This is a genomic window from Massilia violaceinigra (genome assembly GCF_002752675.1).
Classification (GTDB): Bacteria; Pseudomonadota; Gammaproteobacteria; order Burkholderiales; family Burkholderiaceae_D; genus Telluria_A; species Telluria_A violaceinigra.
On record NZ_CP024608.1, the window covers coordinates 7,416,698 to 7,442,939 of the forward strand.

The 26,242-nt window shown below is 61.2% G+C and carries 32 protein-coding genes and 1 pseudogene; 2 read left to right on the plus strand and 31 right to left on the minus strand.

Annotated features, from left to right (window positions below; all coding sequences use genetic code 11):
- Window position 1: 1 nt before the first annotated feature.
- The 22 genes from CR152_RS32065 to CR152_RS32165 form a co-directional block, all read right to left on the minus strand.
- Window positions 2–850 (minus strand): hypothetical protein, encoded by an 849-nt coding sequence (locus tag CR152_RS32065; RefSeq protein WP_099875064.1) that lies wholly within the window; start codon window positions 848–850, stop codon window positions 2–4.
- Window positions 847–1,893 carry a hypothetical protein gene (locus CR152_RS32070; protein WP_099875063.1) on the minus strand — a complete coding sequence of 349 codons (1,047 nt, stop codon included), beginning with the start codon at window positions 1,891–1,893 and terminating at the stop codon, window positions 847–849. Before CR152_RS32070 ends, CR152_RS32065 begins: the two co-directional genes overlap by 4 nt.
- Complete coding sequence (locus CR152_RS32075; protein ID WP_099881809.1) at window positions 1,890–6,560, minus strand: coiled-coil domain-containing protein; 4,671 nt, start codon at window positions 6,558–6,560, stop codon at window positions 1,890–1,892. Before CR152_RS32075 ends, CR152_RS32070 begins: the two co-directional genes overlap by 4 nt.
- 45 nt (window positions 6,561–6,605) lie before the next feature.
- Complete coding sequence (locus CR152_RS32080) at window positions 6,606–6,977, minus strand: hypothetical protein (RefSeq protein WP_099881811.1); 372 nt, start codon at window positions 6,975–6,977, stop codon at window positions 6,606–6,608.
- Window positions 6,978–7,012: 35 nt separating this feature from the next.
- Window positions 7,013–7,435 carry a hypothetical protein gene (locus tag CR152_RS32085; protein ID WP_099881813.1) on the minus strand — a complete coding sequence of 141 codons (423 nt, stop codon included), beginning with the start codon at window positions 7,433–7,435 and terminating at the stop codon, window positions 7,013–7,015.
- A gap of 104 nt (window positions 7,436–7,539) precedes the next feature.
- Window positions 7,540–7,998 (minus strand): hypothetical protein, encoded by a 459-nt coding sequence (locus CR152_RS32090; protein WP_099881814.1) that lies wholly within the window; start codon window positions 7,996–7,998, stop codon window positions 7,540–7,542.
- A 62-nt stretch (window positions 7,999–8,060) separates the two neighbouring features.
- Window positions 8,061–8,465 (minus strand): tail completion protein gp17, encoded by a 405-nt coding sequence (gene gp17, locus CR152_RS32095; RefSeq protein WP_099881816.1) that lies wholly within the window; start codon window positions 8,463–8,465, stop codon window positions 8,061–8,063.
- Window positions 8,462–8,944, minus strand: coding sequence for an HK97-gp10 family putative phage morphogenesis protein (locus CR152_RS32100; RefSeq protein WP_099881818.1), 483 nt, complete (start codon window positions 8,942–8,944; stop codon window positions 8,462–8,464). The genes gp17 and CR152_RS32100 overlap by 4 nt, the downstream gene beginning before the upstream one ends.
- Window positions 8,937–9,284 carry a head-tail adaptor protein gene (locus tag CR152_RS32105; RefSeq protein WP_099874828.1) on the minus strand — a complete coding sequence of 116 codons (348 nt, stop codon included), beginning with the start codon at window positions 9,282–9,284 and terminating at the stop codon, window positions 8,937–8,939. Before CR152_RS32105 ends, CR152_RS32100 begins: the two co-directional genes overlap by 8 nt.
- Entirely contained in the window at window positions 9,284–9,829 is a 546-nt protein-coding gene (locus CR152_RS32110) for a head-tail connector protein (protein WP_157778421.1), read from the minus strand. The genes CR152_RS32105 and CR152_RS32110 overlap by 1 nt, the downstream gene beginning before the upstream one ends.
- Window positions 9,829–11,661, minus strand: coding sequence for an SGNH/GDSL hydrolase family protein (locus CR152_RS32115; RefSeq protein WP_099881820.1), 1,833 nt, complete (start codon window positions 11,659–11,661; stop codon window positions 9,829–9,831). The genes CR152_RS32110 and CR152_RS32115 overlap by 1 nt, the downstream gene beginning before the upstream one ends.
- Window positions 11,662–11,663: 2 nt before the next feature.
- Window positions 11,664–11,948, minus strand: coding sequence for a hypothetical protein (locus CR152_RS32120; RefSeq protein WP_099874825.1), 285 nt, complete (start codon window positions 11,946–11,948; stop codon window positions 11,664–11,666).
- A 49-nt stretch (window positions 11,949–11,997) separates the two neighbouring features.
- On the minus strand, window positions 11,998–13,164 hold the full coding sequence (locus tag CR152_RS32125) for a phage major capsid protein (protein ID WP_099874824.1): 1,167 nt from the start codon (window positions 13,162–13,164) through the stop codon (window positions 11,998–12,000).
- Window positions 13,165–13,228: 64 nt separating this feature from the next.
- Window positions 13,229–13,888 (minus strand): HK97 family phage prohead protease, encoded by a 660-nt coding sequence (locus CR152_RS32130; RefSeq protein WP_099881822.1) that lies wholly within the window; start codon window positions 13,886–13,888, stop codon window positions 13,229–13,231.
- Window positions 13,872–15,200 (minus strand): phage portal protein, encoded by a 1,329-nt coding sequence (locus CR152_RS32135; RefSeq protein WP_099881824.1) that lies wholly within the window; start codon window positions 15,198–15,200, stop codon window positions 13,872–13,874. Before CR152_RS32135 ends, CR152_RS32130 begins: the two co-directional genes overlap by 17 nt.
- Window positions 15,201–15,203: 3 nt before the next feature.
- Window positions 15,204–16,922: a terminase large subunit gene (locus CR152_RS32140; RefSeq protein WP_099881826.1), complete on the minus strand. Its 1,719-nt coding sequence runs from the start codon at window positions 16,920–16,922 to the stop codon at window positions 15,204–15,206.
- Entirely contained in the window at window positions 16,903–17,319 is a 417-nt protein-coding gene (locus tag CR152_RS32145) for a hypothetical protein (RefSeq protein WP_099875048.1), read from the minus strand. The genes CR152_RS32140 and CR152_RS32145 overlap by 20 nt, the downstream gene beginning before the upstream one ends.
- Window positions 17,320–17,524: 205 nt before the next feature.
- Complete coding sequence (locus tag CR152_RS32150; RefSeq protein ID WP_099881828.1) at window positions 17,525–17,854, minus strand: HNH endonuclease; 330 nt, start codon at window positions 17,852–17,854, stop codon at window positions 17,525–17,527.
- A gap of 6 nt (window positions 17,855–17,860) precedes the next feature.
- Window positions 17,861–18,061 (minus strand): hypothetical protein, encoded by a 201-nt coding sequence (locus tag CR152_RS33945; RefSeq protein WP_099874821.1) that lies wholly within the window; start codon window positions 18,059–18,061, stop codon window positions 17,861–17,863.
- Window positions 18,058–18,384, minus strand: a complete 327-nt coding sequence (locus CR152_RS32160; protein ID WP_099874820.1) for a hypothetical protein — start codon at window positions 18,382–18,384, stop codon at window positions 18,058–18,060. The genes CR152_RS33945 and CR152_RS32160 overlap by 4 nt, the downstream gene beginning before the upstream one ends.
- Complete coding sequence (locus CR152_RS33725) at window positions 18,381–18,542, minus strand: hypothetical protein (RefSeq protein ID WP_167399881.1); 162 nt, start codon at window positions 18,540–18,542, stop codon at window positions 18,381–18,383. Before CR152_RS33725 ends, CR152_RS32160 begins: the two co-directional genes overlap by 4 nt.
- A gap of 19 nt (window positions 18,543–18,561) precedes the next feature.
- Window positions 18,562–19,074, minus strand: coding sequence for a Rha family transcriptional regulator (locus CR152_RS32165; protein ID WP_099874819.1), 513 nt, complete (start codon window positions 19,072–19,074; stop codon window positions 18,562–18,564).
- Window positions 19,075–19,708: 634 nt separating this feature from the next.
- Between CR152_RS32165 and CR152_RS34590 the strand changes: the two genes are divergently transcribed.
- Entirely contained in the window at window positions 19,709–20,473 is a 765-nt protein-coding gene (locus CR152_RS34590) for a PEP-CTERM sorting domain-containing protein (protein WP_229413336.1), read from the plus strand.
- A gap of 60 nt (window positions 20,474–20,533) precedes the next feature.
- Window positions 20,534–20,641, plus strand: a pseudogene (locus CR152_RS34595) (IS6 family transposase); the annotation flags it as partial.
- 43 nt (window positions 20,642–20,684) lie between these two features.
- Here CR152_RS34595 and CR152_RS32180 read toward each other — a convergent pair.
- The 9 genes from CR152_RS32180 to CR152_RS35145 form a co-directional block, all read right to left on the minus strand.
- A complete protein-coding gene (locus tag CR152_RS32180; RefSeq protein WP_099874818.1) occupies window positions 20,685–21,173 on the minus strand; it encodes a hypothetical protein in 489 nt (162 codons plus the stop codon).
- Entirely contained in the window at window positions 21,170–21,391 is a 222-nt protein-coding gene (locus CR152_RS32185) for a hypothetical protein (RefSeq protein WP_099874817.1), read from the minus strand. Before CR152_RS32185 ends, CR152_RS32180 begins: the two co-directional genes overlap by 4 nt.
- Window positions 21,392–21,874: 483 nt before the next feature.
- Window positions 21,875–22,834, minus strand: coding sequence for a toprim domain-containing protein (locus CR152_RS32190; RefSeq protein WP_157778419.1), 960 nt, complete (start codon window positions 22,832–22,834; stop codon window positions 21,875–21,877).
- On the minus strand, window positions 22,831–23,331 hold the full coding sequence (locus CR152_RS33505; RefSeq protein WP_157778870.1) for a hypothetical protein: 501 nt from the start codon (window positions 23,329–23,331) through the stop codon (window positions 22,831–22,833). The genes CR152_RS32190 and CR152_RS33505 overlap by 4 nt, the downstream gene beginning before the upstream one ends.
- Entirely contained in the window at window positions 23,261–24,316 is a 1,056-nt protein-coding gene (locus CR152_RS32195) for a DEAD/DEAH box helicase (protein WP_099881830.1), read from the minus strand. The genes CR152_RS33505 and CR152_RS32195 overlap by 71 nt, the downstream gene beginning before the upstream one ends.
- A gap of 137 nt (window positions 24,317–24,453) precedes the next feature.
- Complete coding sequence (locus CR152_RS32200; RefSeq protein WP_099881832.1) at window positions 24,454–24,813, minus strand: hypothetical protein; 360 nt, start codon at window positions 24,811–24,813, stop codon at window positions 24,454–24,456.
- 47 nt (window positions 24,814–24,860) lie between these two features.
- On the minus strand, window positions 24,861–25,106 hold the full coding sequence (locus CR152_RS32205; protein ID WP_099881834.1) for a hypothetical protein: 246 nt from the start codon (window positions 25,104–25,106) through the stop codon (window positions 24,861–24,863).
- A 93-nt stretch (window positions 25,107–25,199) separates the two neighbouring features.
- Window positions 25,200–25,604: a GIY-YIG nuclease family protein gene (locus tag CR152_RS35140; RefSeq protein WP_099881836.1), complete on the minus strand. Its 405-nt coding sequence runs from the start codon at window positions 25,602–25,604 to the stop codon at window positions 25,200–25,202.
- Between the two features lie 436 nt (window positions 25,605–26,040).
- Window positions 26,041–26,193 carry a hypothetical protein gene (locus tag CR152_RS35145; protein ID WP_370663872.1) on the minus strand — a complete coding sequence of 51 codons (153 nt, stop codon included), beginning with the start codon at window positions 26,191–26,193 and terminating at the stop codon, window positions 26,041–26,043.
- Between the last annotated feature and the right edge of the window lie 49 nt (window positions 26,194–26,242).

The window sequence follows — 26,242 nt, forward strand, 5'->3', positions numbered from 1 at the left end:
ATCAGCCTCGTAGCACTGACACGATGAGCGTGGTGCCGCCATCGCGCGTCGACACCATGACGTAATCGGTGCCGCCTGTCTGCCACGTGATATTCGCTGCGGCTGCAGTCGTCTGGATCACGCCATCGTACCGGATGAACCGCGCGCCCGCAGGCCACGCCGGATTGCCTCCAAGGGCGATATTTACCAGCTCAAGAAATTGCACCGCCTGCTTGCCGCTGGCCGGCCAGCCCGTGAAGCTCATCGTCTTCGCGCCCGACGCCGGTGCCACACGCTGGGTGCCACCGTTCGCATAGGCCACCGCAGTGCTCGTGCCGTTGTCGTAGAAGGTCATCGCCCGTGTAAGTTCCTGTAGATCGGACAGCAGCGCGAGGGTCCCCCCGGCCGCTGGCACAGTCAACGGAATAACTGTGCCCGGTGGAATCAGCGCGTCGCACTCGAAGCGAACCTGCTTCGACGCGTCAATACTTCCTTTCGCGATCGAATTCGTGTCGACGAAGGCAACGATGCTGCTTGCCGTCGCCGCGCTGCCTGCTGCCGCTCCCGCCCAAGATTGGGCTTGGTCCCTGTAACTCATGGAGGCATCGGCGGCGAGTTGTGCCGTATTTTTGTACCCGAGCGCGGCGTCGCGCGCTGTTTCCGCCGCCGTCTTCGCTGCGCTCGCTGCGGACTCCTTCGCGTTGACGTTCGCTTCCAATGCATTCGCCTGAACGCGCCAGGCATTGATCTCGGGCGGAAGACCCTGCTGCGCCGCTACGGATGCCGCTGCCTTCTCGCTGAACACGGCCGGGGTGTCCGTGAGCGGGTTCGGCGCCGGTGGCAGCGCGGTGATCACTTGGGTTATTGTCATATCAGTCCTCGGAATGAAATCGGCGCGTTCTGGCCACTGTTTGAAATCGGCACTTCCCACTGGTCGATGTAACCGTAGGCATAGGTCATTGAATATTTCGTAGAGCCGATGACGATCAGCTCGACATCGGTGTATTCAGTAAGCAGCCGGTGCGCCTCGTCTTCAAAGCCATCCGGTATGCGAACCTCGAAATTGAGGCGCTTGGCGTTCGCGCGCTTGAAGATGGTCACGTTGCCGAATTTATCGGTGTCGACCGTGGAGTAGCTGAGCGTCCCGCCGGTCACGCCCCATTGCGTGGTGCCGATCGTCCGCGACTTTCCAACGAAGCACCCGCCTATCGCGGCATCGAGTCCAGCGTTCTCGATCGTGATTGTCAGCGACGACGCTGCGTAGGGCGGCACGCCATCGAACACCACATCACCGACCCTGATCGGAACCTCGTAGTAGAAGTCATACCAGTTCAGGACGTGATGCCGCACCAGGCTTTGCGTGCGCGTGTACCCGGTGCCCGACTGCGTGATGGTCGCGCTGGCGCCCTCGACGTTGAGCAGGGTAACGGTGTTGACCAGGCCGGGCGCTATGACGAAGCTGATCGAGTTCGGCACGACGGTTCGGCTGTTCAGCGCCTTGTCGAACGCATTCCAGCGATTCGTCGCGCTTTTGCGCAGCCACTTGGCCTTGTCGGTGAGCGCGTTGCCCAAGTTGCCCGCCGCCTGGGATTCGTATAGGTCGTGCACGTTGGCCGAAATGCTCGACACCACATCGCCTAGGCCGTAGGAGGTGCCCGCGCTGTAGGGCGCGTAGACTGTCCCCAGCGGCTTCCACCAGGTTGGCGAGGTGGCAGGAGCGTGTCCAACATTGCTCGCCAGGAGCCCCTGATAGACGGCCTGCTTCGTTCCCGTGCTTACACCAACGACGGCGCCCAGGACGTATGTGGAACCAGACGAATACTCTTGCGCCAGCCCCTCGGGCACCGTGCTGCTGATCAGCATGGCGTCGGTGATGGCAACCGGCCGGATCAGCCAGAAATCGGCGGCGCTCACGCTGGCACCTCTTTCGTGCGTACGGCGACGCCGCCATCGGACAGTCGGTCCTGCGTGTCGGCAGACCGCTGCGTGTTCGACGCAATCCTGTTGAGCACCGTCTGCTGGGCGGCGACCTGCGCGGTCAAGCGCTCGACCACCACTTCCAGCCCTCTGGTATCACCGCCCTGAACTGCCACGTTCTGCACGTATGGCTGGCCAGGCACCGCCGGCGCCGGCGTGCTCGCAGCCGCGCCGGCCGCGAACACGGAGGGTTCGAGGCCGAACATGCGCGACAAGATGTTCCCGGTGTCGATCAGACTACCCATCGTCTGTGCGCGGACGCGGTCGCGGTCCATCGCTGTCAGCGCGTTGGCCTCGGAAAGGTCGAGTAACGATTTCGAAAGCTGGGGCAGGAGCTTTGCCGCCTCCTGGTCCCCCGCGCGCGCCTGCGCCGTTTTGATCGAAAATGCAGCCTGCGCATCGGCTATCGATGCCGGCGTGTTTTCGTTCAGCATTCCGCGAACGCGCGCGACCTCATCAAAGATCGACTCGGTAATTGCCCGGTAGGCGCTCTGGATCTGTTCAGCGGCGCGCCTGGCGTCGTCAGCAATATCCTGTTGCTCCTTCGCGGCATCCTGGGCAAGCTTGAGGGCATCCGCCGCTGACTTGGCCGCAAGCGCATCCGCTGCGTTCTTGTCCTGGATGGCAAAAATTGCTTCCTTCAAGGCCTTGTTTGCAGGATTGAGCGCGTCGAGTTCCAGTTTGCGCAATCCTGCCGTGTCGCCCTGCAGCTGCATCATTTCTCGCTCAAGACCCGCCCGTTCCGTGACGATGGCACGAGCGGATACAGCAGCACTGTCAAGCACGGCAGCCGCTTCCTTCGCTGCCGTTGCCTGGTCCTGCATGGCGTGCAGCTGCCTGGCGAGCGGGGCCACCGTTGCGTCGAGGCCTGCAATCTCCGCAGCGCGCCGCTGCTCCAGCGTCATGCTGGCTTGCTCCAAGGTGGCGATCTGCTCCGCGTACGACCTCATCGATGCTGCCGTGGCTTCGTTTGCGTCCTTGGCCGCCTGCGCTGCAACAACGCTGTCAAACAGGGCGCGGTTGCTCTCGTCAAGCGCGTCCCGTTGCTTTGCAAGCAGCTGCGCGGACGTCATCGTGGTCGCGTCGTATTCTTCCTGCAGGCCGGCCCGCTCCTCGAACACCGCTGCCATATCCTTCGCACCCGGTGTGACCAGGGCAAAAGCTTCCTGCAACGCCATCAGGCCCGTGTAGGTCTCGGCGCCCTTCGCGGTGTTCAGGTCGAGGCCAAGCACGACTTCCTTGAACTGATCCCGGGTTGTGACTCCGGCCATGCCGAGCGCGGCCATCTGCTCGGTGACCTGCCGCTGAACCGGTGCCAGGCGCTCCGCCTCCGTCAGGTAGTTGTTGGCGAAGCCGGATGCCTGCTCCGACAGCGCGTCAATACCTCCCGCCAGGTCGATCAGATATTGGCGCGCGGCCAGGCTGCTCACGCCGGTGGCGCCGAACGTCATGCCGATCGACGACAGGGCCGAGTCCAGAATCGCCGAATTCGATGCGAGCCGGATTACCGTCTCTGCATACCCCTCGCCGACCTCGCGGAAACCATTCAGGTCGGGGAAAACGGCCTCGGCCATGTCGTCCATCGTCTTCGAGATTGCAGCGTTCAGCGCCTCGGTCAGCGCATCCCCGCTCAAGCCCTTGAACGACAGCTTCGTCTTATCGATCGTCAGCGCATCGAGGGTGGCCGTCACGTGCTCGACGCGCACGCCGAGCGATTCCGCAGCGCTACCCAGCACCGTTTCGGCGTCGGTAAAGATCTGCGAAAACTGACTGGCGAGCGCGGGATCAAGAGCCTGCGTGTTCATAGTATTGTTGGTCGATGAACCGAACAGGCCCTTTTTCTTCGTGTCGACGCTGGCGTATTGCTCATAGCCGGCGCCGGCCTGCAGGTCATTTACACGACCGCCGAACTGGATGCCGCTGTCCACAATCGTCGTTGTGACCTTCCCGAAAATAAAGGACGCAACTTTTTGCATCACCGAGGCCAACGGATTGATGCTACTCCCCAGTAATTGCGAATTGACGATCGCCTGGCCGTTCTGCTTTACGCCCGTCTGGATCCCCATGTTGGACCCGTCAACCACGCCGGGCGCGCGCACGATGAGGTTGGTCAGCCCTTTCATGGATGCCTCGATCGAGCGTAAAGCGGTCAGCATCCCCTGGTTGATCGGGATCAGGTTGCCGGAATTCGCCTCCAGCATTTCGAGTGACCGCTGAATCGATGCGGACCGTGCGTCCTTGTCGCCGAACACGCCACCGGTGCCTTGCTTCTTCTGCACCTCTGCGGCCGACATGCCACCGCCACCGCCGCCACCGCCGCCGGACATGGCCACGCCGACGCCGGCGAGCAGCGCGATCACAGCGGCGCCCGCGGCAACGTTGTACGGGAATGGCAACGACGCGAGCGTCTTGGCAAATGCAGCAACCCCATCCGCTGCCGCGCGCAAGCCGGAATTGATGATCGACTTGCCAGTCGCGGCATCGTCCGCCGCCGACTCCGCCGCCCGACTGGTGACGAACAGCCCCGTGAAAGCCCTCAACAGGCCGCTCTTGGTCAGCATCGCTTCGATAGCCATGGCCATTTCCGTCGCGCGAAACGCCTTCTCTGCGCCTTCCATGACCTTGTAGCCAGTGCTGTTCACTTTAAAGAACCCCTTCGCGGCAGTTGCCATATCGCCGTACGACTTCACGCGCGCCTGTGCGGACTGCTTGGCGGCCGCGATCTCGGCTTTCAGCACGGTTTCCGGGCTGTTGCGCTTGTCGTCCTTGACTGCCGCCAACTGCGCCGCAATCGCAGCCTGGGCGCGGCCGTAGCCCGATAGCGCGGTGGTCAGGCCGCCGATGGCAGAACCGACCTTGCCGAAGGACGCAGCCATGCCTGATGCCGCTGATTTTGTGGCCTCGTCGATCTCGGCCATCACTTCAAGCAGTTCTTTTGCCTGGGTCAGTCCAGGCGCATCGCCGAGCGCGCCCGCGCCAAGCTGCGCGTCGGCGAGGCCTTTCAGCGCATCGATGCGGCGCTGAATGTCGGCAATGCCCTCGTCAGTAAGGACGGCCGACTGTTTGGCAGCTTCGAGTTCTGCGATTTGCGCGAGCGTGATTGCCTCGGGGAGCATGCCGTGTGTCCGGATTTTTGTTAAAAGCGCCTCGGTTTCGGAGTTGATAGCCGCGACTTCGCTTTCGGAGTTGGCGCGAGCCTGGGCCACAACCTGGTCTGCGTCGGCTTTGGCCTTCGCTGCCTTCGTGGCGATATCGAGCGCGAGCGCTTCTTCCATGATTTTTGTGCGCAGCTCGGCGGTGGGCGCTACTGCTGCCGCGCGCGCCGCCGCCATCATTTTGAGCTGGTCGGAGCCCAGGCCGACTTGCCTGGACTCCACTTTCAGCGCTTCGATAAAATCGTCCGCTTGCTTTATTGCCGCAGCGCTCTCCTGCGCAGCCTTTTTCGCTGCAGCGTCGCGCTCACGTTGCGCCTCGGCAGCGATGCGTTTTGCTTGTGCGGCTGCTTCTGTTACCTTTTTTTCTGCCGCCGCCTTGATTTCGGCGTCCTTCAAGAATGCGGCCGTTTTCTCTGCTGCTGCTTTCCGCTCCGCCTCACTGCTCTGGTGCGCTTCAGCCTCCACTTTCTTGGCTGTTTTTCCAACCTCAAGCCAACGCTTTTCCCAAGCGTCGAACGAAGCACGGCCGCTGGTTGCGTCCTCCTTCATCATCGTGTCGATGTTCTTGAGCGCCTTAAAATCCAGCGCGACAAGCGATGCGACGGACGCGGCGATGCCGCCAATATCATTGCCGATGGTTTTAAATACAAACGCGACATTGCCACCCAGGATGACCAGGGCGCGGAACGTCTCCATCAGCGGGCTGAACGAATTGCCGGCGTCCTCGGCGCCTTCGGCAGTCTTGAGAAGATCCCCGGCAAGCAAATTCAACATTGGCAGGAGGCCCGTCGCAACGCGCGCGCCCGCGCCGGCCGCAATTGCGCCGAATTCGTCCAGCATGTCGTTGAACTGAGCCGCGTCTGCCGAGCTTTGAGTCGTGATGCCCGACAGCTGCTGTCCTCGCTTGACCAACTCGGCTATTCCTTCTCCGCCCTCGTCCAGCAACACCGCGGCGTCCTGCCAGGACTTGCCCAGGACGGCCGCCCCGAGCGCAGCGCGCTGCTGGGGGTCTTCGATATTCTTGAAGACGGTGGCGAACTGTTTGAAGGCTTCAATCGGCTCCTTGGCCGTAACGCCCAGCTTTGAGAATTTATCCGCGTCGGTGCCCATGTTCGTTGCAAGCTTCGTGATCGAAGCCGCGGCTTTTTCAAGATCGGCCCCCGAAAGCTTGGCGCCGTAGCTCAAGCCGGCCAAGTCTTCGACAGTAACTCTGGTGCGGGTGCTCAAATCGGTCAGGCTGTCGATTGTGTCGAGCGATCCTTTTATCATTCCGCCAAACGCCGCGACCGACAGGACGCCGGCAATTGCGCCGAGCGCCGTCTTGGCCATGTCGGCAGCCTTCGCCATACGCGTCGTATTGTCCTCGACCGTGCGGCGTGCCTGGTCCATGTCCGTGCGGATCCTGGCGACATCGGCCATCAGTTGAATTTCGAGCTGGCCAGCGAGCATGGCATCCTCAGTAAAATGAGCCACCAGGAGGTGGCGGGTTGTGCGCTAGTCGAGCGCGGCGTCGATCAGCTTGGAAAGGTTAGGGGATCGGTACAGCTGGCCGTACGGCGGCTTGCAGGCTGAATCCTTCGCCGCGTGGGACTGCGCCAGGTAGTCCTGCGACAAGCGTCGGAGCAGGCCGGTCTGCCATGGCTGCAGGTCGATCCCGGCGTTCTCCTGCCATGCGCGGATCTCGGCCTGCGAAATGACAACTGGCCCGTCCATCCCCGCCATGACAGGGCCGACTTCCCAAAAATAATTGATCAGGTACTCGCCACCGTCGATTGGTGGCATGTCCGGCTGGACTTTGTCGCGCTTGTAACGGTCCAGCCGGGAGAGCTGCGCCCCCGCAGGCTTCTTGCCAGGAGGGTCCGGCACCGCGTGAAGCCACGCCGTCTGCCGGACGTACAGGCTTAGGCAGTCGGCGAGGGCTTTTTGAAATTTCCACGGTCACCGAGGAATTTTTCGGCGTCGTCAGCGATGTGGCCGATTTCGATGTCGGCGTACGTCGCCTTGAACAGCTCGAAGCCCTTTTTGCCCTCCAAGCCAGCACCGCCGTTAAACGACGCGGTCACGGCGGCCAGAAACTCGGCGCGCTCGATGTTCTTGTCGTCGGCCGACTGCTTGCTCTCCGACTTGCCTTGCATGCGGCCGAACACGCGGGTGCTGTTGCGCTCATCGGCGGCGTGCTTGGCCTTCTGGAATTCCTTGGTGCCGGGGCTGTGCAGAGTGATGGTCAGCGGTTCGCCCTTTTCGTTGAACTGCGCCTCGCCCGAAGCGTCACGGACGGGCATATCAGCGGTAGCGGCAATAGCGAGGTTTTTCAGATTGAACATGGTGATTCCTTTTCGTGGGTAGAGAAATGCCCGTGCCGGCCGCCGCGCCCACGAAGGCGACAGCGACCAGCCGGTGCTTGTGATGGCCGGTTGGCCGGTGGAGGTTAGATAGCAGCGACGCGGATCGTGTCTTTCTGGCGCAACAGCGTCAGCGAGCCCTGCACGATGTCATCGACCGCGCCGTTGTTCTCGACGAACGTTGAAACCTGGGCGGTAAAGTAGCGCAGCGCCCCATCCTGCTTGATGAGCTTGAACGACAGGATGTCGTATGTGCGGCTGGCATCGTCGACGATGATCTGGCCCTCGTCTTCTTCGTCCCAGCCCATCATGAATTCCGATTCGCCCAGCGTGTAGCTGGCCTTCTTCTGAATCTGCTGCGCGGTATCGACCGGGGCATGCGTCGAATTGTTGTAGGCGCGGCCGGTGACCGAACCCATATTGGTGATCTCGCCAATCTTGGTCCAGGTCAGCGCGAGAAAGCCGGCCGCGTTGTAGGTTGCTGGTGCTGCCACGGAAACCCACAGGGAACTTTCCGCGACGGTCGTAACATTTTCACCGCTCATGATATTGCCTTTCAATGCAAAAACCTGCCGGGCGGAATGCTCAGGCAGGCAGGTTAAAAAACTTAAATCGGGTCGTAGTACTTGATGCGGAAGTCGCGGGTCTGCTCGAAGATTCCGGCGTTCTCGTTGCTCATGTCCGGGCCGATGAGGTCACGCTGGATATCGGCAACCATGATGCCGGCTACCTCACGCCGGCCGCCGCGAATCGCACTTCCAACCAGGCGGATGATCTCGGCCTGCTGTACGATATTTTTGGCGTGCACAGTCACCTGAGTGCGGCTTGTTGTGAGCACGGTCGTGGCGGTGTCGGCGACGCGCGCGTGCGGTACGTTCGATATCGATTGAATCGACAACGCCGGCAGAACCACCGTCGACTTCAACGTGCCCGCGACAATGCGCGGCCCGACGACCGCGGCCAGCGGCGCGTCGGCAGCGAGCAGCGCGCGGATGATTTTCCAATCGCTCATACGATTTCTGGCGCCGGGACGTTGATGCCTTCTGCGGTAAGCCGTTTGCGTATCTGCGCCGCGATTGCCTCGATAGCTTGCGGCGCTTTTGCATCGAGGGCCGGCCGCATGAATGGCTGCGGCCGAGCGCCCGGGTGCTCGACGGAGCGGAACGGCGTACCGTTAATCGCCAGGGCATCGGCGTCCTTGGGCTCGATTTTGTGCGGCCGCGTGCCATATTCGACCAGGTGCGCGTGCGGCGCCATTCGGCCGCCAGCCTTCACGGTGCCTGTAACGGTGCCGCGCTTTGTGCCGCTGGAGATCCGTACACTCTTCTGGAGCAGCCCCTGGTCGACGGGCACATTGGCTTTGGCCTCGTCCCGGATAACCACAGCGCCGGCGCGCAGCGCGGACCTCATAATGTTTTTCTCGAGCTTCGCTGGCAGCGCCGAGAGGAACGCCGACAGCTCGCGACCGCCGCGAATGTTTGAATCAGCCATGTTTGAACCCCTCGATCATGAATTCGTAGTGAACCCGGTCGTCCAGCATGGCCGGCCCCGAGATAATCTGCGCGATGCGGTCGCCGCGGCTGTGCAGGACCGCGCGCATTTCAGTGGTTGCGCCGCCGGCGCCCTGCATGCGTAGGCGGGACGGCAGCACATCGATACTCATGCCGTTCTTGGTCGACTCCGACCGGCTCGGCAGTGAGTCCTGCACGGAGGCCCAATAGTGGTCGTACACGACTTCCCACACATCGAGCTCGACGCCACTGTCCGGATCGGTCGCACCGGTCTTGCGCTCGATCGAAACCTTCTCGTCGCACTTGAAGGGCGCGGCCATCAGCTGTGCACCTTCTCGCCATCCAGCCCCCTGATGAGGTGGGGCGATTCAGGCGTGCCCGCCGGCGCAAAGAACTCGCGCACCTTGGCCACGATGTACCCCTTGAACGCTGGTGGCGTGGTGGTCTCGTCGGGGCCATACCCGCAAACCACGGTCAGCGTCACGGCCTGTGGGTGGTCCTTCGTTGCTGGCCAGCTGGTGCCCGGCGCGCGCGCGACAAACCCCGGCAGAATTTTGAGGTCGACCACGTAGGCGCCCGCCCCGAGCGTTTGCGTGGCGCCGTCAGCGTCGAGGTATTTCAGGCTGACCACTTCCGCCAGTGGCGACGACGGCAGTGCGATCTGTTCGGCAAAGCCTGGCAGCGTCACCTCGTACGTGCGGTTGATGATCGATTGGCCGGTGAAGTGTTCGGCTTCGGCGGTCACCGCGCGCACACGGATCTCGATTTCTGCATCCTGATCGTTCCCATTCGCGCGAGCGGCCGCGCGTGCATCGACCATGGACACCGCCATCGCGACAGGAGGAGCAACTAGACGAATTGCCATCACTGGACCCCGTACACCGGCGCCGCGCATTTCTCGAAGCGAAATTTACGGAAACCGATCTCGCCGGCGCCGCTGACGCCCGCCGTGTAAGCGCATCCGACCCGCAGCCGCATGGTGAAGGAGGTCACGCCTTGCAGTATCTCCATCGGGAAGCTGCGCAGCTTGAGCACTGGCGCCTCAGTGGTGAATGTCTGGATCGCACGCGATGTTTGCAGCAGGTATGGGAGTTGAGTGGCGCCACCGGCTGCATAAATCGTTAAGGTGCCGATACCATTTCCAGTGGTGCTAAGAATGCATGTTTCAGCGACCAGCTGCACATAGTCGCCTGCGGTCACGTTCGTGGGAAGTGGAACAATCTGGCTGATCTCGTGGTACTCGCCCGCTGCGCCCGCTCCGGATACTGCCATGGCGAACAAATCCAAGCCGCCATCAGGAGCTGGTTTAAACGAGGTCACGCAGACCTGCACGCCGCCGCCACTACGCGCGCCGGTCCACCCGTCAGGAATAGGGCCGGTAATACCGTTTGATCCAGACCCCGCGCCAGCCGATCCTCTCAGCGTCGGGTTGGTGTTGAGCGAGCCAATTTGCAGAACAGGATTCCACGTATCCAGCGTGGTGTATTCCGGGGCCTCGATCGGGTAGTCCTTGGACATTGCGTCGACGACTGCGCTGCCGCCGATCCATCCGCCGTAGGGCTGCGTGTGCAGGTTGTCGGCAGGGTTGAACACGCCGGCGCGGCCGCCGGCGCCGGAGCCGACCACCCAGGTATTCGCGTTCACCATCTTGCCGTACGCGCTGACGAACTTGACGTTCTTCTTGGTAGCGCAATATGCCTTGATCATCTGCGAAACGTACGCCAGATTTTTAACGATTGCCGGCGTTGCCGATGGGTTCGGGAAAATCTCTTGGACATAGACCCGGCGCGCCTTCGCGGAGGCAATGTCAATTATTCCCTTGAGATTGGCGACGGTAACGTTGCATGCGGCGTCGGTGGTCGGCAGGTCATTGACGCCGCCCATGATCACCGCAACCTCGGTGTCCAGCAGAAACGCTTGAGGTGCAAACTTAAGTATGTCGGCCGAGCTGGCGCCAGCAATTGCGAAGGCTTCGTAATCGTAGAACGTATCCCCGAACGCGCCGGCGACCCATGCAACATAGCCGATCAGGTTGTAGTCGCTGGTAATTGGCGATCCTGCAGTTTGGACAGCAGAGGTGGCGTTTGGCACAGGCGCGGACGCACCACGCACGGCCAGGGTGATGCCGGAATTTGCGTACGTCCCGCTTTTCAAATAGTGCCAACCGCCGACGCTCACGTCCACGTACTGCCCGATGGTGTCGCCGGCGGCCTGCCAAGCAGCCCAGCCGCGGCTGTCGGTGAAAAGATTGCCCGCTACACTTTGAGCAACACCACCATTGGCCCGGCCGTCTACCATGGCGTAAGCGATCCATGTAATGCCGCCGAAATTGGCAGCGCTGGTGATCGTGGTGATCGAAAACTGCAGCTGGTATTCGGGGCCGGTCTTGCCGGGCTGGCCGTGCTGTGTCAACGAATCGCCCACAAATACCGCGCGGCGGCGCGTGCCACCTGTCGGCACGGCTACCTGGAAGCCGGCACCGACCAAGGAGACGGCCCCGTTGGCATCGATTTGAAACGCGGCAGGCAGCACTTGTGGCGGAGGAATCGGTGGCACATAGCGAACACCGCCAGTAAGATCGGTGGTTGCATTCAGTCCGCCGGCCAGCAGCGCGGTCGCCGTCGCGTCATCCACCGTCAGGATGGTCTGGGGGCGATGGCCCTTGTACGTTGAAAGCAGGCGGATGGTTTTCGACATGATTATTTCGCCTTCGATTTGTGGGTTTTGTTCAAGGCCGCGTCATCCATCTTGTTCTCAGGTGCGGCCGCCATCTTGGCGCCGGCATCACGCGAGTCGGCCGCTTCTGCCTGCGGCGCTGGCTCGCTCGCTTCCGCTGGTGTGTGACGCTCCTTGACGATCTCGACCAAACCCGCCTTTGCCAGTTCGTGCGCCTCGACCAGCTCGATCGTGTCTGTGTCGCCAGCGGCCATGCTCAGGCGGCCGTGCGAGAACTGGTCGATCGCTTTGATTTTCGTTACTGCCATGTCGTTCTCCTGGTGGCCGGCGGCCGTGTTGCGCCGCCGGCGGGGTTGATTACGCCAGCGCGCCTTTGACGAACGCCTCGGGACGGTTGACCACCAGGGCCAAGCGCTCTTCGATCAGGATCGTGACCAAGTTCATGACGAAATCGTCTTCGTTTTCCGTGGCAACCGAGACCGATGCAAGCAGGCGGTCGAACACTTGGGCGCCCATGCGGAAGGCGCCAGCGAGGAATGTGGCGATGGACATGGCTTGGGTGGTCACAACAGGGCGGCCCCACAGCGTTGGCGCCAGCGTGCCTTGAGGGTTGCCGATGATGTACTGTCCGGTGGTGTCCTTCAGCAGCTCGATACCGGCCCAATTCGATGGGTGCAGCACCAGGCCATCCGATGGGTATTCGGCAAGGTCGGCTTGCAGCAGCGCCAAGCGCAGGATGTCGATGTGGGTGGCGCCGGCGATGGCGATCGGGGCCACGTAAGCCGACGCCTGCGTGTAAATGCCGTTCAAGTTATTGCCGACACCCGAACCCTTGAGCATCTGATTTTCTTCGGCAAGTTTCAGCCCGTAGGTCAGACGCTCGTCGATGTACGATTGCAGCGCTGGGAAGTCATCGAGAATTTCGGTCGATGCTTTCATGAAGTGAGGGATTTTGATAACCGGCGCGGTCGATTGCGTCAGGACAATGCTCGATTCCGGCTTGCGGGCGCCCTCAGCAGTAGGCGCCGCGTTGTTGGTGAAGCCGGTTTCCTTCATGTAGGTGATCATGTTGGATGCCGTGCGGCCAGGCGCAATCAGATCGCGGATCGTCAGGCGGCGCTGCGGTTGGGTGATGATGCCTGGCTGGCGATCGGCGATTACGCCAGCACCGGTATTTGCCGTGAGGACCGCCTTCGTTTCGATATCGAGGGTGATGCGGCCACCCTTGCGATGCAATTCGCCGGATTCGTGTGCTTTTTTGAAGGCATCGTTGTCGACGAACATAGCGCCGAGCGACTTGGCGCCTTGCGTTTGCTCGGTCTGGCGGCGCGCGGCCTTTTGCTCGAGTTCGGCCAGCTGCGCAGCGAAATTCCCCTGCTTGACCAGCAGCTCGTCGACGGTCTGCTTCACGCCTTCCGACATGGCGATGCCGCGCTGGGCTTCGGACAAAGCCTTTTGGCCGTGCTCCTTGAGTTGGTCGCTGATTTTGGTCAGTTCCTGCTTTACGTCGATTTCGGTAGCCATTTTTGTTCCTAGAATAAAAAAGGCCCGCGAGTGGCGGGCCTGTTGAGGGAGGGTGAAGCGTGAATTACGGAACGCTGAAAGCCTTCAAAAGGGCCAGCGTGTCGCCAAGATCGCCCTCGGCCTCGCACCGAGTAAGCAGTTTCGACAGGCCGCTGCCGGCGATGGCTTTGGCCTGCGTTCGTGAAAAGCCGCCTGCATCGCACAGGAACTTTTCGAATTCAGGAAGTGTCGGCATGCGCCCAGCTTCGATCAGGCTCTTGACGTCGGCCACGCGCGCGTCATCGTTCGCCGGGTTAGTAACCACGCTGATTTCCACCAGCTCGAGCTTCTGCAGCGTGTAGACGCCGGTGTCCTTGTTGACGCTGTGCTCCTTGACGCGGTACCCGATCGACAGGCCGGTGATCGTCTTGGTGCTCATGCCCTTGTGCGCCAGACGGGCATACGGCGCGTCGTCGAGCCACAGCGACGCCTCGCCGAGCAGCCCGTAGTCATCTTCTTTCAAGGCCTCCCACGCGCCGATCGGCTGATCCGACTGGTGCTGCCACAGCACCGGCACCGTGCGGCCGGTCTTCTGCCACTTGGCCAGGCTTTCCGCGAACGCGCCGGGGGCAACGATGTCGCCGCCCTTGTCGATGACGTTGAACACCGAGCCGTATCCGGAGAAATTGCCTTTCTCGGTCAGGCTTTTGAGCTCCAGCTCAATCGATTTATGCAGAATGGTCATCGTCTTTTTCCTTGATTCCAAGCCAGGACAACATGGCGGATTTCGCCGTTTGGGCGGTACTTGTGATCTTGCCCAGCATCGTGAGTGGCACCAGATTGCTCTGAATGACCAGCACGTCGCCGCCTTCCAGGGGCGGATCGTTCTCGAGCGCGCGACACTCGTTCGGCGTCTTGATGCTGTTTTGAATTGCGGTCGAATACACCTGGAACCGGGTCACGCTGTCACCGCGCAGCAGGCCCTCAACGCTGTATTCCGAGAAGAAGCGCGCGCGCTCCACTGGCGTCATCAGCGACTTCTTGATGCCCTGCTCGATCCGGACCATGTAGGCACGCAGCACGTACTGGATCAGGTTCAGGTTGATCTGCTCGCGCCCGGTGCCCCAGTTCGACACCGCGGTGCCGTGACCGATCATCGACGGCGGCATGCCGAACCAGCGGCACAGGTCTTCGACGCTGAACGCCCGCGTCTCCAACATCTGCGCGTCGGCTGGGTGCATCGAGAGCTGCGTGAACTCGGCGCCGCCTTCGAGCAGCTGAAGCTGGCCGGTGCGGGAATCGCCAAACACGGCGCCCATCACCTTCTCTTTCATCTGCTTTCGCTGGTCGATGTTCAAAAATTCTTTGACGGAGACCACGCCCGCAGTGCGCATGTTGTTCGTGAAGGTGCTGGCCGACGCGTTCTCGGTTGCCGTGGCGCCCGACATCGACCGCCAGCCCGCCGTGATCGGCGATATCCCCATCAAGCCATCGGTGCCGAAGCCCTTGATATGCCAAATATCACCCTCTGCAAACTGCTTTTGACCACGCGCATCCGCGTACAGGTAGCTCAGCGCGCCGTCTGCGCTGCGCCGAACGGTCATCAGCGCCGGGTTTAGCGGATCCAAGGCTACAATGCGGCCGGCGGCGCCGTAGCTTTTCAGGCAGTAGGCGTTTCCCCATAGGCAAATCTGCGAGATCACCGCTTCCCAGAACTCCACCGCCGTCATGTCAGCGTTCGGCGAGTCGTGCAGCAGGTAGTACAGCGGGTGCTCGCGCGCCACCAAGCGGATTTCGCGGCCGTCCACGACCTTGCGCTCGTAGGTGATCAGCGGCAGCGTGGCGATCGTCTCGGCGATCAAACGCACGCACGACCAGACCACGGACAGTTGCAGCGCGGCGTTCACGCCGGGCGTACCGTGGCGCATGTCGCCGTGATTGATCGTGATGTCCTTATTCGCATCGCGCACGCCGCGATAGGCCACTGCTTCCCGGATCGAAAAGTAGATGCTTTTCAGAGCCAGGCCGGTGGCCGCTGCTTTACTGAATAATTTCATGCGTTATTGGTCCGAAAGGTAGTCGTCAAGGGTGCCACCCTTGTCAGGTTCAGCTGTCTGCATCACGCCGATTGCCATCAGCAAAGCGACGATGTCATCGATCTTTTCCGGCGCCTTCTTCTTGTCCGGCGCCGTGTTCATGTTCTGGTCAGTGCGCGCGATCAGGTTCGACGCGCACCAGTTCAGTACCGGGTCGTTGCCGTGCGCCAGGTTGCCCTCGACGTACGAGACTTCCAGCGCCTGCATCGCCGGGTGGTAACTCTTTCCACCCTGGATGAACTCCTGCAATGGCACCTCGGCCGCCTGCAACTTCTGCACCAGCTGCTTCGCGTTCCATGAGTCGTATCCGATCATCTGCACGTTGAACCGCGTAGTCGCCGCCAGGATGCATTCCTCGACGGCGTCGTAATCGGTCACTTCGCCGCCGGATTCGATCAGGATCCCGGCCTGCACCCATGCCTGATAGGGCACGAGGCCGCGCTCGGTGCGCCCATGCACTGCCGCCGCCGGCACGAACCGCCAGCCGTGCGTGTAGAGCACGCCCTCCACGTTCCAGACCAGCCGAAACGAGGTCAAATCGCGTGTACTTGCCAGGTCCAGGCCGCCCCAGCAGGGGTATTGCCGCAGCCATTCCAGGTCGACAGCGCCGGTACAAGCCTTCCACTTGACGAGATTCACCCACCCACCGGCGGCCGCGGAGGGGCGATTCAGCCGTTTGATCTTGAATTCCGCATGCCGGCCTGGCATTGACTTCGCCTCGACCGCCTCTTTCCGAATCTCCTTCATCAGGAGCGGGTTCACTTCCATCAGCGGATTGGCCTTGATCCACTTCGATTCGTCGAAGTCGTCATCCGCCGGCGTGCCTTCGCCTTTGTCCTCGTCGTCTACCGCGAAGTAGATGGCCAGGAAGTGGTCGGCCTCGACGACACCTTCGAGCAGCTGCTTCGCGAAGTGTCGAATCTCTGCCCACGGCCCCGGGCTCTCGTAGCCCTCGGTCGTCGTGTACAGGAACAGCGGGTTGCGGCGCGCGCCGGCCGCCGACTTGAGCACGTTCAGCAGATCATGATTCTTGTGAGCGTGAATCTCATCGATGCCGCAGTGCGACGGGTTCAGGCCGTCCTGCGTGCTGGCCTTTGCGTTGATCGGCTTGAACGTTCCGCCGACTTCGTAGCGGGCGATCGCATTGGCGAACGGCTCCAGGGTGAACGCCTCGCGTAGGTCTGCCAGTTTCTCCACGATGCGCTTGGCGACGTTGAAAACGATGCGCGCCTGAGAGCCGGTCGTCGCCGCACTGATCACCTGCGGCCCATTCTCGGTCTCGCAGCAGAAGCAGTACAGCAGGATCGCCGAGCAGAGGAATGACTTAGCGTTCTTCCTGGCCACCGCGAACAGCCCGGTCGTAAAGCGCCGCGTGCCATCCTGATTGCGGAAACCGAACAGGTTCACCACGAACAAGATGTGCGACGAGTGCATGACCACGTTCTCGGTGTCCCAAGTGCCCTCGACGTGCGGCAGTTTTTCGATGAAATCGCAGGCGTCCGTCGCGTGCCAGGCATCGAACTTGAAGCTGTTCCCCTTCTTTTTGGCCCGTTTCAGGTCATCCAGAAAGCGCTTTGCAGCCAGCCGGACCCACTTGCCGAACCGTTTTCGATCCGTATCGGCGACCGCAGCCTCGGCATATTCGATGGCGATCGCGATGTAATCACGCTGTTCGCTTGCCATTGCCGGCGAACCTGTTCCCTTTGTCTGTTTCGCCAACTGGTTTCACCTTGCCCTGTGCCACTGGCGTCAATCCGAAGTCGTTTGCCAAGTTCCGCAAGGTGCCGGCCATGCTCGCAGTCGGCGCCTCGCCCGCCGCGTACAGCTGAACGATCTTGCCGTGCAGCGCGCACATCATGCCGAGGGAGGAAAGCCCGCCTTCGGTCAACAGCCGGTTCGCCGTCAGGATCGCGGCGAGGCGGTCCCACTCTTTGATCGCGTGGGCATTCGGTAGCCAGTCTGGCGCCGGCGGCACGTCCGAGAGGATCGGCAGCTCGGCGTTGCCCTCGGTCTTGCGGTCTTTTCGTTCCGTGCCGGCGACCATTTTCAGGCCGGCGGGCTTCCTGCCTGGTCCTGGCATGTGTCCTCCAAAAACCGTTTTTCTATCTTGACCGTGTGAAAAAATGGGTAGAGCGCGGTCCTGTAAGAAGCAACCTTGTGCACTTTCGACCCACCCCGGTATGTTGTTGATTTGAAATGTTATTGCCTGAAAACTTCCCGGCTGGTGACATGCATGGGGGAAACATTTCACGTGCACGAATTTTTCCTGCTTCCCTTGCCCGCCCCTACTGCGGAGAGACTGGCCAGCCGTCCAACCCGATGACAACCTTCGGCCGCTTGGCCTTGCCTTGTTCCACCTCAGTCTTGATCTCGTGGCACGGTGCACAGATCGCCTGGAGGTTGCTGGGGTCATCTGTGCGTGCGTCAGACCAGCACAGCGCCGCGCACTTGGCCTTGCTCACCACATGGTCGACCGCGTACGCGATGACGCCGTAGCGGCCCGCCTTGAGGCACACCTGACACAGGCCACCGTCCCGCTGCATCACTACCTTGCGAACTCGATCCCATGCTGCGCCGTAGCCGCGTTCTTGCCGGGATAGCTTGGACCAGGCCATGTAGCGCTACTTCTTCCCGTCAGGGCGCTGTTGAACGGCCCGGCGCTCGAACAGGGGCTCGCGCAGCCATGGGCGAACGATCCAGCAATACGCCAGCCCTGCGGGCCACCCAAGCGCCCATCCGAGCGTCGGATACATTGCGGCACCGATGTAGCTCAGCGCCACGAGGATGCCGGCGGTTACCAGCCGGACAAGCGCGCTGGTCATTGGTAAGCCTTACCGCCGGCGCTGTGCCGTGCCATGTATGCGGCGTGCGCCGCCTGCGTGCGGGCGCGCATCCAGGCATCGAAGCCATCGGGGCCCGGCTCCGTCATCTTCTCGATGCGGATATGCCCACGCTTCACATCGATAGCGATCTCGTCGCCAACCAGGTATGGGCCCCCTCGTTTGTCAGGGGCGTAACAGATTGCCTCGCCTGCGTCCTCGTCCGCAAAGATGCAGCCGACTAGCTGCTCGCCGTTCAGGTACACGTCGGCGGGCAGCATGGCGGCGTTGTAGTCCGGGTGCTGCGGGTCACCTGAGATTCTCATGGCTGGTCTTCCGTTTCGTCGTTGTGGGGGATGAGGCCCCAGCCCAGCTCTCGGCGAATGTCGTCGGGGCTTGGTGGTGGATCGTCGTGCTCGGCGTGCGTGCGCCGGTCCATGTAAGCGCGCACCTTGCGCTTGTCAGGCTTGGTGGTGTCGGTCATGGCGAGCCGTCCGGACAGGTCAGTTGAGCAGCGAGGGTTGAATCGCGGTCTCGAGCAAATGGCGCTCATCACGCAAACTTGGAAGTTCGCGCTTTCGGTCCAGCATCAGGTGCGAGCCGAACGACGCGCGCACTTCGGATGCCACCTCTTTGGCGATCAATGCCTGCATCTGCTGCCACAGGTTGCGCTCGCCGCGCGACAAAGCATCGCGCATGCGGTAGAACTCTTTCACCAAGGCGATCTTGAACTCGACCACCTTCTTACTGTTGCGCATCAGCGCGATCAGCAGCGTGGATTGAGATTCATTGAGCATTGCGATCTCGCGGCGCTGTATGCCTCCTTCCGTGTCAAAGGGTTGGATTTCAAATCCGACCCTGCCCAATTGTTCCAAATCGGACACGTGCTTTCGGGCCAGTTTGATTACTGTCGCGTGTGGCTGCCCGATGCCGCGCGCAAGAACGAGCGACGAGGCACGGAGTTCGCCATCGGTGCTCACAGCTACCAGCCCAGCAAGGTTCAGGGTGCTTTGCATACATTTCCTTCGTCAGTGGTCGTCGTTGAAATGGGTGCGCAGAAGCAGTGACGAGCTGCTCTTCGGGTTGCAACCCTATCTGCGCGTAGAACGAAAAATGCCTCGACCGGTTAGGGGCGAGGCGTAGAAAGTTGGTTGATATTGAAAAGCTGGCGCGCAATGCAAAAGCCCCTGCGTCATTGCTGAGGCAGGGGCTTTTGCGCTTCTTCCGAGTGCGCGGGAGGCTCCCACCAGGGAACCTTGCCGCGTCTAGTTAATCTATGAATCAGTTGAAGGTGCGATTGTAGACGATATTTGCATGAGGTCAACCGGAACGCGCAGACCAATGCAAAAAGCCCGCCACCTTTCGGTGCGGGCTTTATTTCCGGGCGCAAGAAGTCCGATGGCAGCTATTCTACTATGCCGGGCCGTAGTGTCAATGAATTGTGGAAATTTATTTGCAGAGATTCAAAAACGGCATCGGAGCGCATGCGTACATATTTTCTTGTACCTCAGTGCATTGCGGCAAGATCCGGCCAGCATTGTAAATTAACTCAGTGTTGTGCTTGGTTTTTGAAATAGCCATTCATATACAATATGTTTACAATAATACAAGGTAGTCGATAACCGGCTCCGCTTACCATGAAAGCACCTAATGCCCAAATTTTCTTCTAGACTAGCGTATTGCGTCCTGGCTGCCGCCGCCGCCATTGCAAGCAGCTCCGCCCATGCGCAATCGATCGACATGTCCGCCGGAATTTCCCAGTACCGGTATCAGCTGATCGATCTCGACTTGAACGACAACATTACTCCAAGTATTGTCTTTACCGAGTTCATGGATAGGAGCTTCAGTTTGCACACCCTCGAAAACGAGGTCATCGCCGCCGATTCCATCCACACCTTGGGCACAACCTCAATCAGCAGTCGTGGTGGCTTCGCAAGCACCCGGTCCGATGCAAGCAGTTGGCGTTCGCTGGCGCACGTTGATGGCGCCATGCTCTTGAACGGATCGATGTCCGCAAGTACGACCCATTCCAGTACATTCATTTTAAGTCCGAATACAGGAATCATGTTTTCCGCCGTCGCAGAGATTTCCGGAGAGGTCTCTCCTCTGGGTCCGGGCGACTCGGCGGTCATGAATGTCAGAATGCAAGGAGACATAAGCAGCAGGTACGGGTCGGACAACGCCGAAATGATGGATTTCACGGAGTCATACAGCAAATTCACCTCTGGCACGCAAACGTACAAGATGTCCGGCTATTTGCATTCCAACCAGCAAGAAGTCATGGGAAGCATACGCTTCAGCACCGACGCCGTGGCACGGGTAGTGTCGGCAGTGCCTGAGCCGGAAAGCTACGCCATGCTGTTGGCCGGCCTGGGCTTAGTGGGCTTCTGCACCCGTCGCAAGGGCGCCAGATAGCAAACCGGCACTGCGCTGGCACAGCCCCCCCGGAGGTTCTGTCGCTCAGCGAACGTCGGCGGCGCAATCATGTCGGCGATACATGCGATAACCGCCGGTCGCGGCGTGCCGATCGTGGTGCGCCAAATCAAATACCTCAACAACATCGTCGAGCAAGATCATCGCGCAGAATGGGCCGCCTCGCTACCCTAAAAGATCTGCTGCTGAAGCATCAACAGGCCACGCGGTCCTTGAGGATCTTGAACAAACTGTCGACTGCCTGATCGAACACCTTGGCAAAGTCTGCACGCCAGACGCCGCGTGTCTTGAGACCGTAATGGGTCATAACTGCCTCGCGCTCGATTACCTGCAGCTCCCAGACGGCCGTATGCACTTCGCGGACCAGGCGCTTGTTGACCTCGATCTCCATGTCCTCAAAGCTGTGAATGCGTGCATCCGGGGCGCCCAGGCATTGCCTTGGCGCGCCTTCGGCAATCGGCTCGCCTGTTCTGATCCAGTCGGCCCATCCATCAAGCATGCGCACCACGTTTTGGTAGTGCTCTTGCTCCACAGTGTTGCGCACCACTGGCGGCAGCGTGGCAACGCGTACAGGTTTGAGCGCTGGCGGCGAGCTGTCTTCGGTCACGTCGACGAAGACGATGTCCGGTACGGGCGCTGTCTTGACAGGCCAGCGCAGAGTGAGTATCGGGCGCTTGCTCATGGGCGCACCTCGGTCGCGCAGGCAGCCGCGGCTTCGGTTGCGATCCGCGCCAGCGCCGTGTCGTGGCAGGCCACCAGGATGGCGTGCCAGTCGCCGCGGCGAGCCCAGTAAGTCGCGCGGCACCAGGTCACTTCTTGCATATCGAACTCCTTCATTTTCAGTAACTCCATCAGGCGCTGCTCAATCTTTGCGGGAACCGGGCGGTCGTTTTTCGTCATGCTTTTCTCTTGGCCATAGTTGTCATTTAGAGGGGTTGGTTGGAACCCCTCCGCAGTTGATAGGTATGAGGGTTAGGTGTTCCTGGCCCCCCGAGCAAAATCAGCAAAAACTTGTATCGAAAGTGACGTATTCACGGATGGTCAGTTCCGCTACGGCTCGCCCAGGCCGCCCCCTCGCTCTTTCGATTGGCGCACTCTGGTGAATGCGCCTGCCGAACGAGCCAAGCATTCCAACTCTGTACCTCTGTTCGCTTCGGCCTGTGCTCTCAGGCCTCGGCAAGGCCCCCTCTGCGCCTTGTTCGTGCTGTGCCTTGGTGTTCGACGGTGCTGTCGGTCTTTTTGCGGTGTGAGCCGATTCAGGCCCTTGCACGTTTTTCTGGTGTCGTCCGCTCCACCTGGTCCGTGTTTCAAACGCGACCCTTTATCTGGTACTGCATTCGGCTTCGAACGAAATTCGCACGAAGTCGAATGCAGGCTGCTGCCCTACTTCGCGCGCAGCAGCCGCGCTTCCCGCATGACCTTCAGCTTGATGTCGGCGAAGACGCTCGCCTGCACCTGCAGCACCGTGCGTTTCCGGCTGAAGCTAAACGCCTGGCCTTCCAGCTCCAGTTCGATCTTCTCCATGGCGTAATCGTTCCAGTCGCTGCCAGCGCACGCCGGCACCGCGACGCCCACCCCCAGCAGCTCGGCGGCGGCGTGGGCAGCATCAAGGCCAGGGTTGCGCCCAATGCGCGCGGCAGTCTCGTGGTCGTTGTCGGCGCAGACGACGCCCATACCGGAGCGGTCCATGCGATCCGCGACGACGGGAAGATTTCCGGCGTTGAACGCGACGATGACGCGGCAATTCGGGATGGCTTGGAAGACAGTCAGGCCGGTGGCGAAGCCTTCGACGAGAACTGTGACGGCAGCACCGGCCCGCTCGAGGGCGTAATACGCACACTTTGTCGTGGCGCCGAAATGGAATTTCTTCTCGCCGTCTGGCGAAATGCGCTGCACGCTGAGAATCTTGCCGTTGTAGAGCATCGGGACCACGAGCCAGCCGGCTGCGTCGACACGCAGGCCGACGCAGCCCGCCACGCCCAGGCCCTTACCCACCAGGTACGGGTGACTGTCGCGCAGCGGTGCGCACTTCTCGTAGAAGGCGCGCGCGCCCAGAGTGGCCTCACACAGAGCGGCGCGACGCTCTTCCTGGCGGCGTGCGATGGCGGCGCGGTCGATTGGCGCGGCCATCGCAGCGGCGTCATCGCTGGCGCGCCACATCACCGGCTCGGCGTGCACGGCGTAGTCCTGGCACCAGCCGACCAGGCCGTCGTCGGCCAGCTTGATGCTGCCGTTCTTCTTGCGCGGGTGGCTCTCGGTCCGGCAACGAATCCAGCGGCCAGGCGTGAACGTATCCGGCACGATGATTCGGTTCGCTTGGACGAATTGTAGGAAGTCGCTCATACGCGTGCGGCTTTCTTCGTGCGCGCGGCATAAGCCATGTTGCGGGAGGTGATCCATCTGCGCGTGTCGGTGGACGCCTCGACTGGCGCCGGCAACGCGCATGGCGGCCAGGCGTCATATTTTTCTTTGAATTTTGCTTTGACCCATGAAGCGCTTTTGCCCTTCTCTGCGGCGTAACCCAGCAGCTCAGCGTGGAAGCGGGCCCTCGCCTCCGGCGTGATGGCTGGCTTCGCTGACCCGCTAGGCTTCACCTCTGCCAGTGTCCCGGCCACGTGCAGAAGCTCTCGGGATGTGGCGTAGACATGGCCACAAGACGGGCACGCGGGGCGCGCGTCATGGACGTGGAAACAGGTCGGGCACTTCGCCGGCTTGCTCTCCTTCTCGGCCGTCGGCTTAGCTTCCTTCGGCTTGCCGTCATCCAGCTCCTCAATGCCATTTTCGAAGAAATCCTGCACTTCGGACCAGAAGCGCATGCAGTTGCCGCTGTGATCGAGCACGATCGCCTCGGTCTTTCCAGTCTCCGGCGAGCAGCGCAGCACGCGGCCCAGCATCTGAATGTGCACCGCCAGGGCTTTGCGCAGCGGGCGCGCGGAGGATCAGCACCCGAACGTCGGGCACGTCGAAGCCGCGCGTCAGGCTCTCGATACTGATCAGCCCGCGAATATAGCTGTCCGGCTTGCGGAACTCTTCGACGGCGGCGTTGCGCTCGTCGTCGGTCTGGCGGTAGGTGTACAGGTTGCAAACGACGCCGGCCACCATGAACTGGCGTTGCATTTCCTCGGCATGGGATACCGACGAAGCGAACGCAATGAACTTCTCACCCTGGCCATGCATCTTATAGCCGTCGACCACGTCTCCAATGATCGGCATGGCGCGCGACTCGGCCTCCTTTTCGCTCCACTCTCCCGCGACAACCTTTGCGCCCGCCATGTCCGGCTCGGATGCGGCAAAGACGCGGAACGGCACCAGCCAGCCCTCGCGGATCAGCTGGTTTGTGGTAGCGGCGTTGATGACCACGTCAAAATATTTTCCCAGACCCTTTGTGAACGGCGTAGCCGTCAGGCCGATGGTGTAGCGCTCGCGCGCAGCCAGACGTTCGCGCAGCTTCTTGGAAAGCACATGGCATTCGTCGATGATCTGCAGCTTCACGTCCGGCCATCCGCGTGATCCAGAGATCGTCTGCAGGCTGCAAACCTGGATCGGTTCGAGCGGGTCGAAGTCGTCGTGCTGCGCCTGCGTTACGCCGTGGCTCAAGCCGTATTTTTTGAAGCGCTCCGATGCTTGGTTGACCAGCGCGATGCGGTCCATGATGAACGCGCCCCGGTTGCCTTTTCGCTTCGTGATCTTGAGAAGGTACGTGGCGAGCTCCGTCTTGCCGAACCCGCACGGAGCTTGGATCAGGATGTTCTTGGCACGACGGAAGGCGTCCTGCGCAGCTGCGACAACAGGAACCTGGAGTGGACGTAGTTCGAGCTCAGCCATTTCAGCTCCGCGCGGCCGGCGTGACGCGTGCGGCCAATTCGCTGTATTTCGACACGCCCGCGATCTTGCACAGTCGATCGAGCAGCGCCTTGTAATCAATCGCCTTTTTGTTCGCGGCGGCCCATTTGTTGAAGTGGTCAGTTGAAGTGTTGCGGGTAACCGTCGCGGTCGCGTTCCAGCGCCAGCAGCTGCGCCGCGTCGCTTCCCTGTTCCAGCACGGCGATGCGGTTGCGGAGCTGGCCGATTTCGTCGCTCAGTCGCGCGACCTCTGCCTGCTCTACAGCGAGAAGCTCGTCGGCGGTCAAATTTTCTTCGGTCGAGTCGAAGTGCGCGTCGGGCGCCGGCGCTGCGCCAGGCTGAAGCACACTCTCGTCAGCGTCGAAGTGAGGCGCGTCGGGATTATCGAGTGCCCCAACCTCGGCGGGAGCATCGGAGGCTTGAACGGTGGCGGCCCGGGCCGAGGCCGCAGCTGCGGCCGGTTTGGCAAATGTGGCCAACACAGCTTTGGCAGAAACTGGCTTGCCAGCATCTTTATGCTTAGCGATCAGCGCCTCGACATCTGCCAGCGAATGGTGGCCAGCTGCTCATATCGGTGGGCCGTCGAGGTCGAGATACCTGCGTCCTTTAATGTCTCGTTTTTGCTCTTCCCGCCGGAGGGAAAGAGCGGCCTGATTCTTCTGCTTTTCCAGGCCGGCGCTGATTTCCCGATGGCGCGCTGCGCCCGCAGCTTGATTTCGGCGGCCCACTGCTCCAGCTCGGTGTCGTTCGCCTGCTTGGCGTAGAGGCGCATCGCCTCAGATTTGTCGCGAATATCCCTTGATGTCGTCCACGTTGCGGCAGGCTGCCAGCGCCAGCCGGGCCTGGTCGTACTTGACCAGCGCGCTCATGGATTTACCGTCCCGGCTGGTATTTTCTTGACGGCCAACGCCTGAACGTATGCGCGCAGCGGGCCTTCGTTGTGGAACCACTCGCCATCGGCGCGGACGCGTTGCGCGGCGAAGCGGCGATGCAGCGCGAATTCTTCTTTGATGCCGCCCGGCTCATGCGCGGCCAGCGTCATCGGATACGGGCAACCGGTTTGCAGGCCGGCTATTCTGCTGCCTGGCTGCCCGGTCGTCTTACCGATTTTGACGAATGCACAGCGGTCACGAAGTAGACGAATTCCTGGGTCACATGTTTGCCAGCGGCGCCATCGTGGCGCGGAGAGTGCCTCATCCGGGTCCACGTTAGTTCGCCCGCAGTACTGCCGTGGCTTTTGAGAATCAGGTCTATGGCCATCCCGACCCACTTCGGCGCAAAGGCACGCTTGGAATAAGTCTCAAGTCCGCCGGGCATCGCCACGCAGCTATAGTGAATAAATCCCGAATCGTTCGCACTAGGCCACGTCTCACGAGGATTAGCCGCTGGTGCGGCTTGGCCGGCTGAGCCCAGTCCAACCGTGCGCGAGCAGAACGGACGGCGCCAGCGGCAGCGTCGATTCGAATCCGTCCTCGGCTGTGAAGGCCGACGACAATGTCGGCGGCGCAACGTCCATCACGCCTCCCACAGCGCGAAGCGATTGAACGCGCGGATGACAGTCGAGCCCTTGATCAGCTCGCGGCAGTACAACTGCATGACGGTGCGTTTGATGATGGTTTCATAGTGTTCTCCAGAATTTGGGCGTAAAGGGCCACGCGCCGCCTGCGGGTCGGTGGCGTTCGAATAGAAACTCAGTTTTTTGGAACTTACCGGCTGTCGGTCGCGTCTAAAAGCAAGATCATGATTTTCGGGTTGACCAGACGAGCGCGAGAAATTTTGAAACGTGCTTCGATTTCGTTCGCTCGGCGAAGTGGAACCCAGCCTCGACGCAACCATTTGCTCACTACCTGCTGCGTCACCCCTAATTGGCTCGCAAGTATGGATTGCGTACCAGCGGCAAGGACGGCG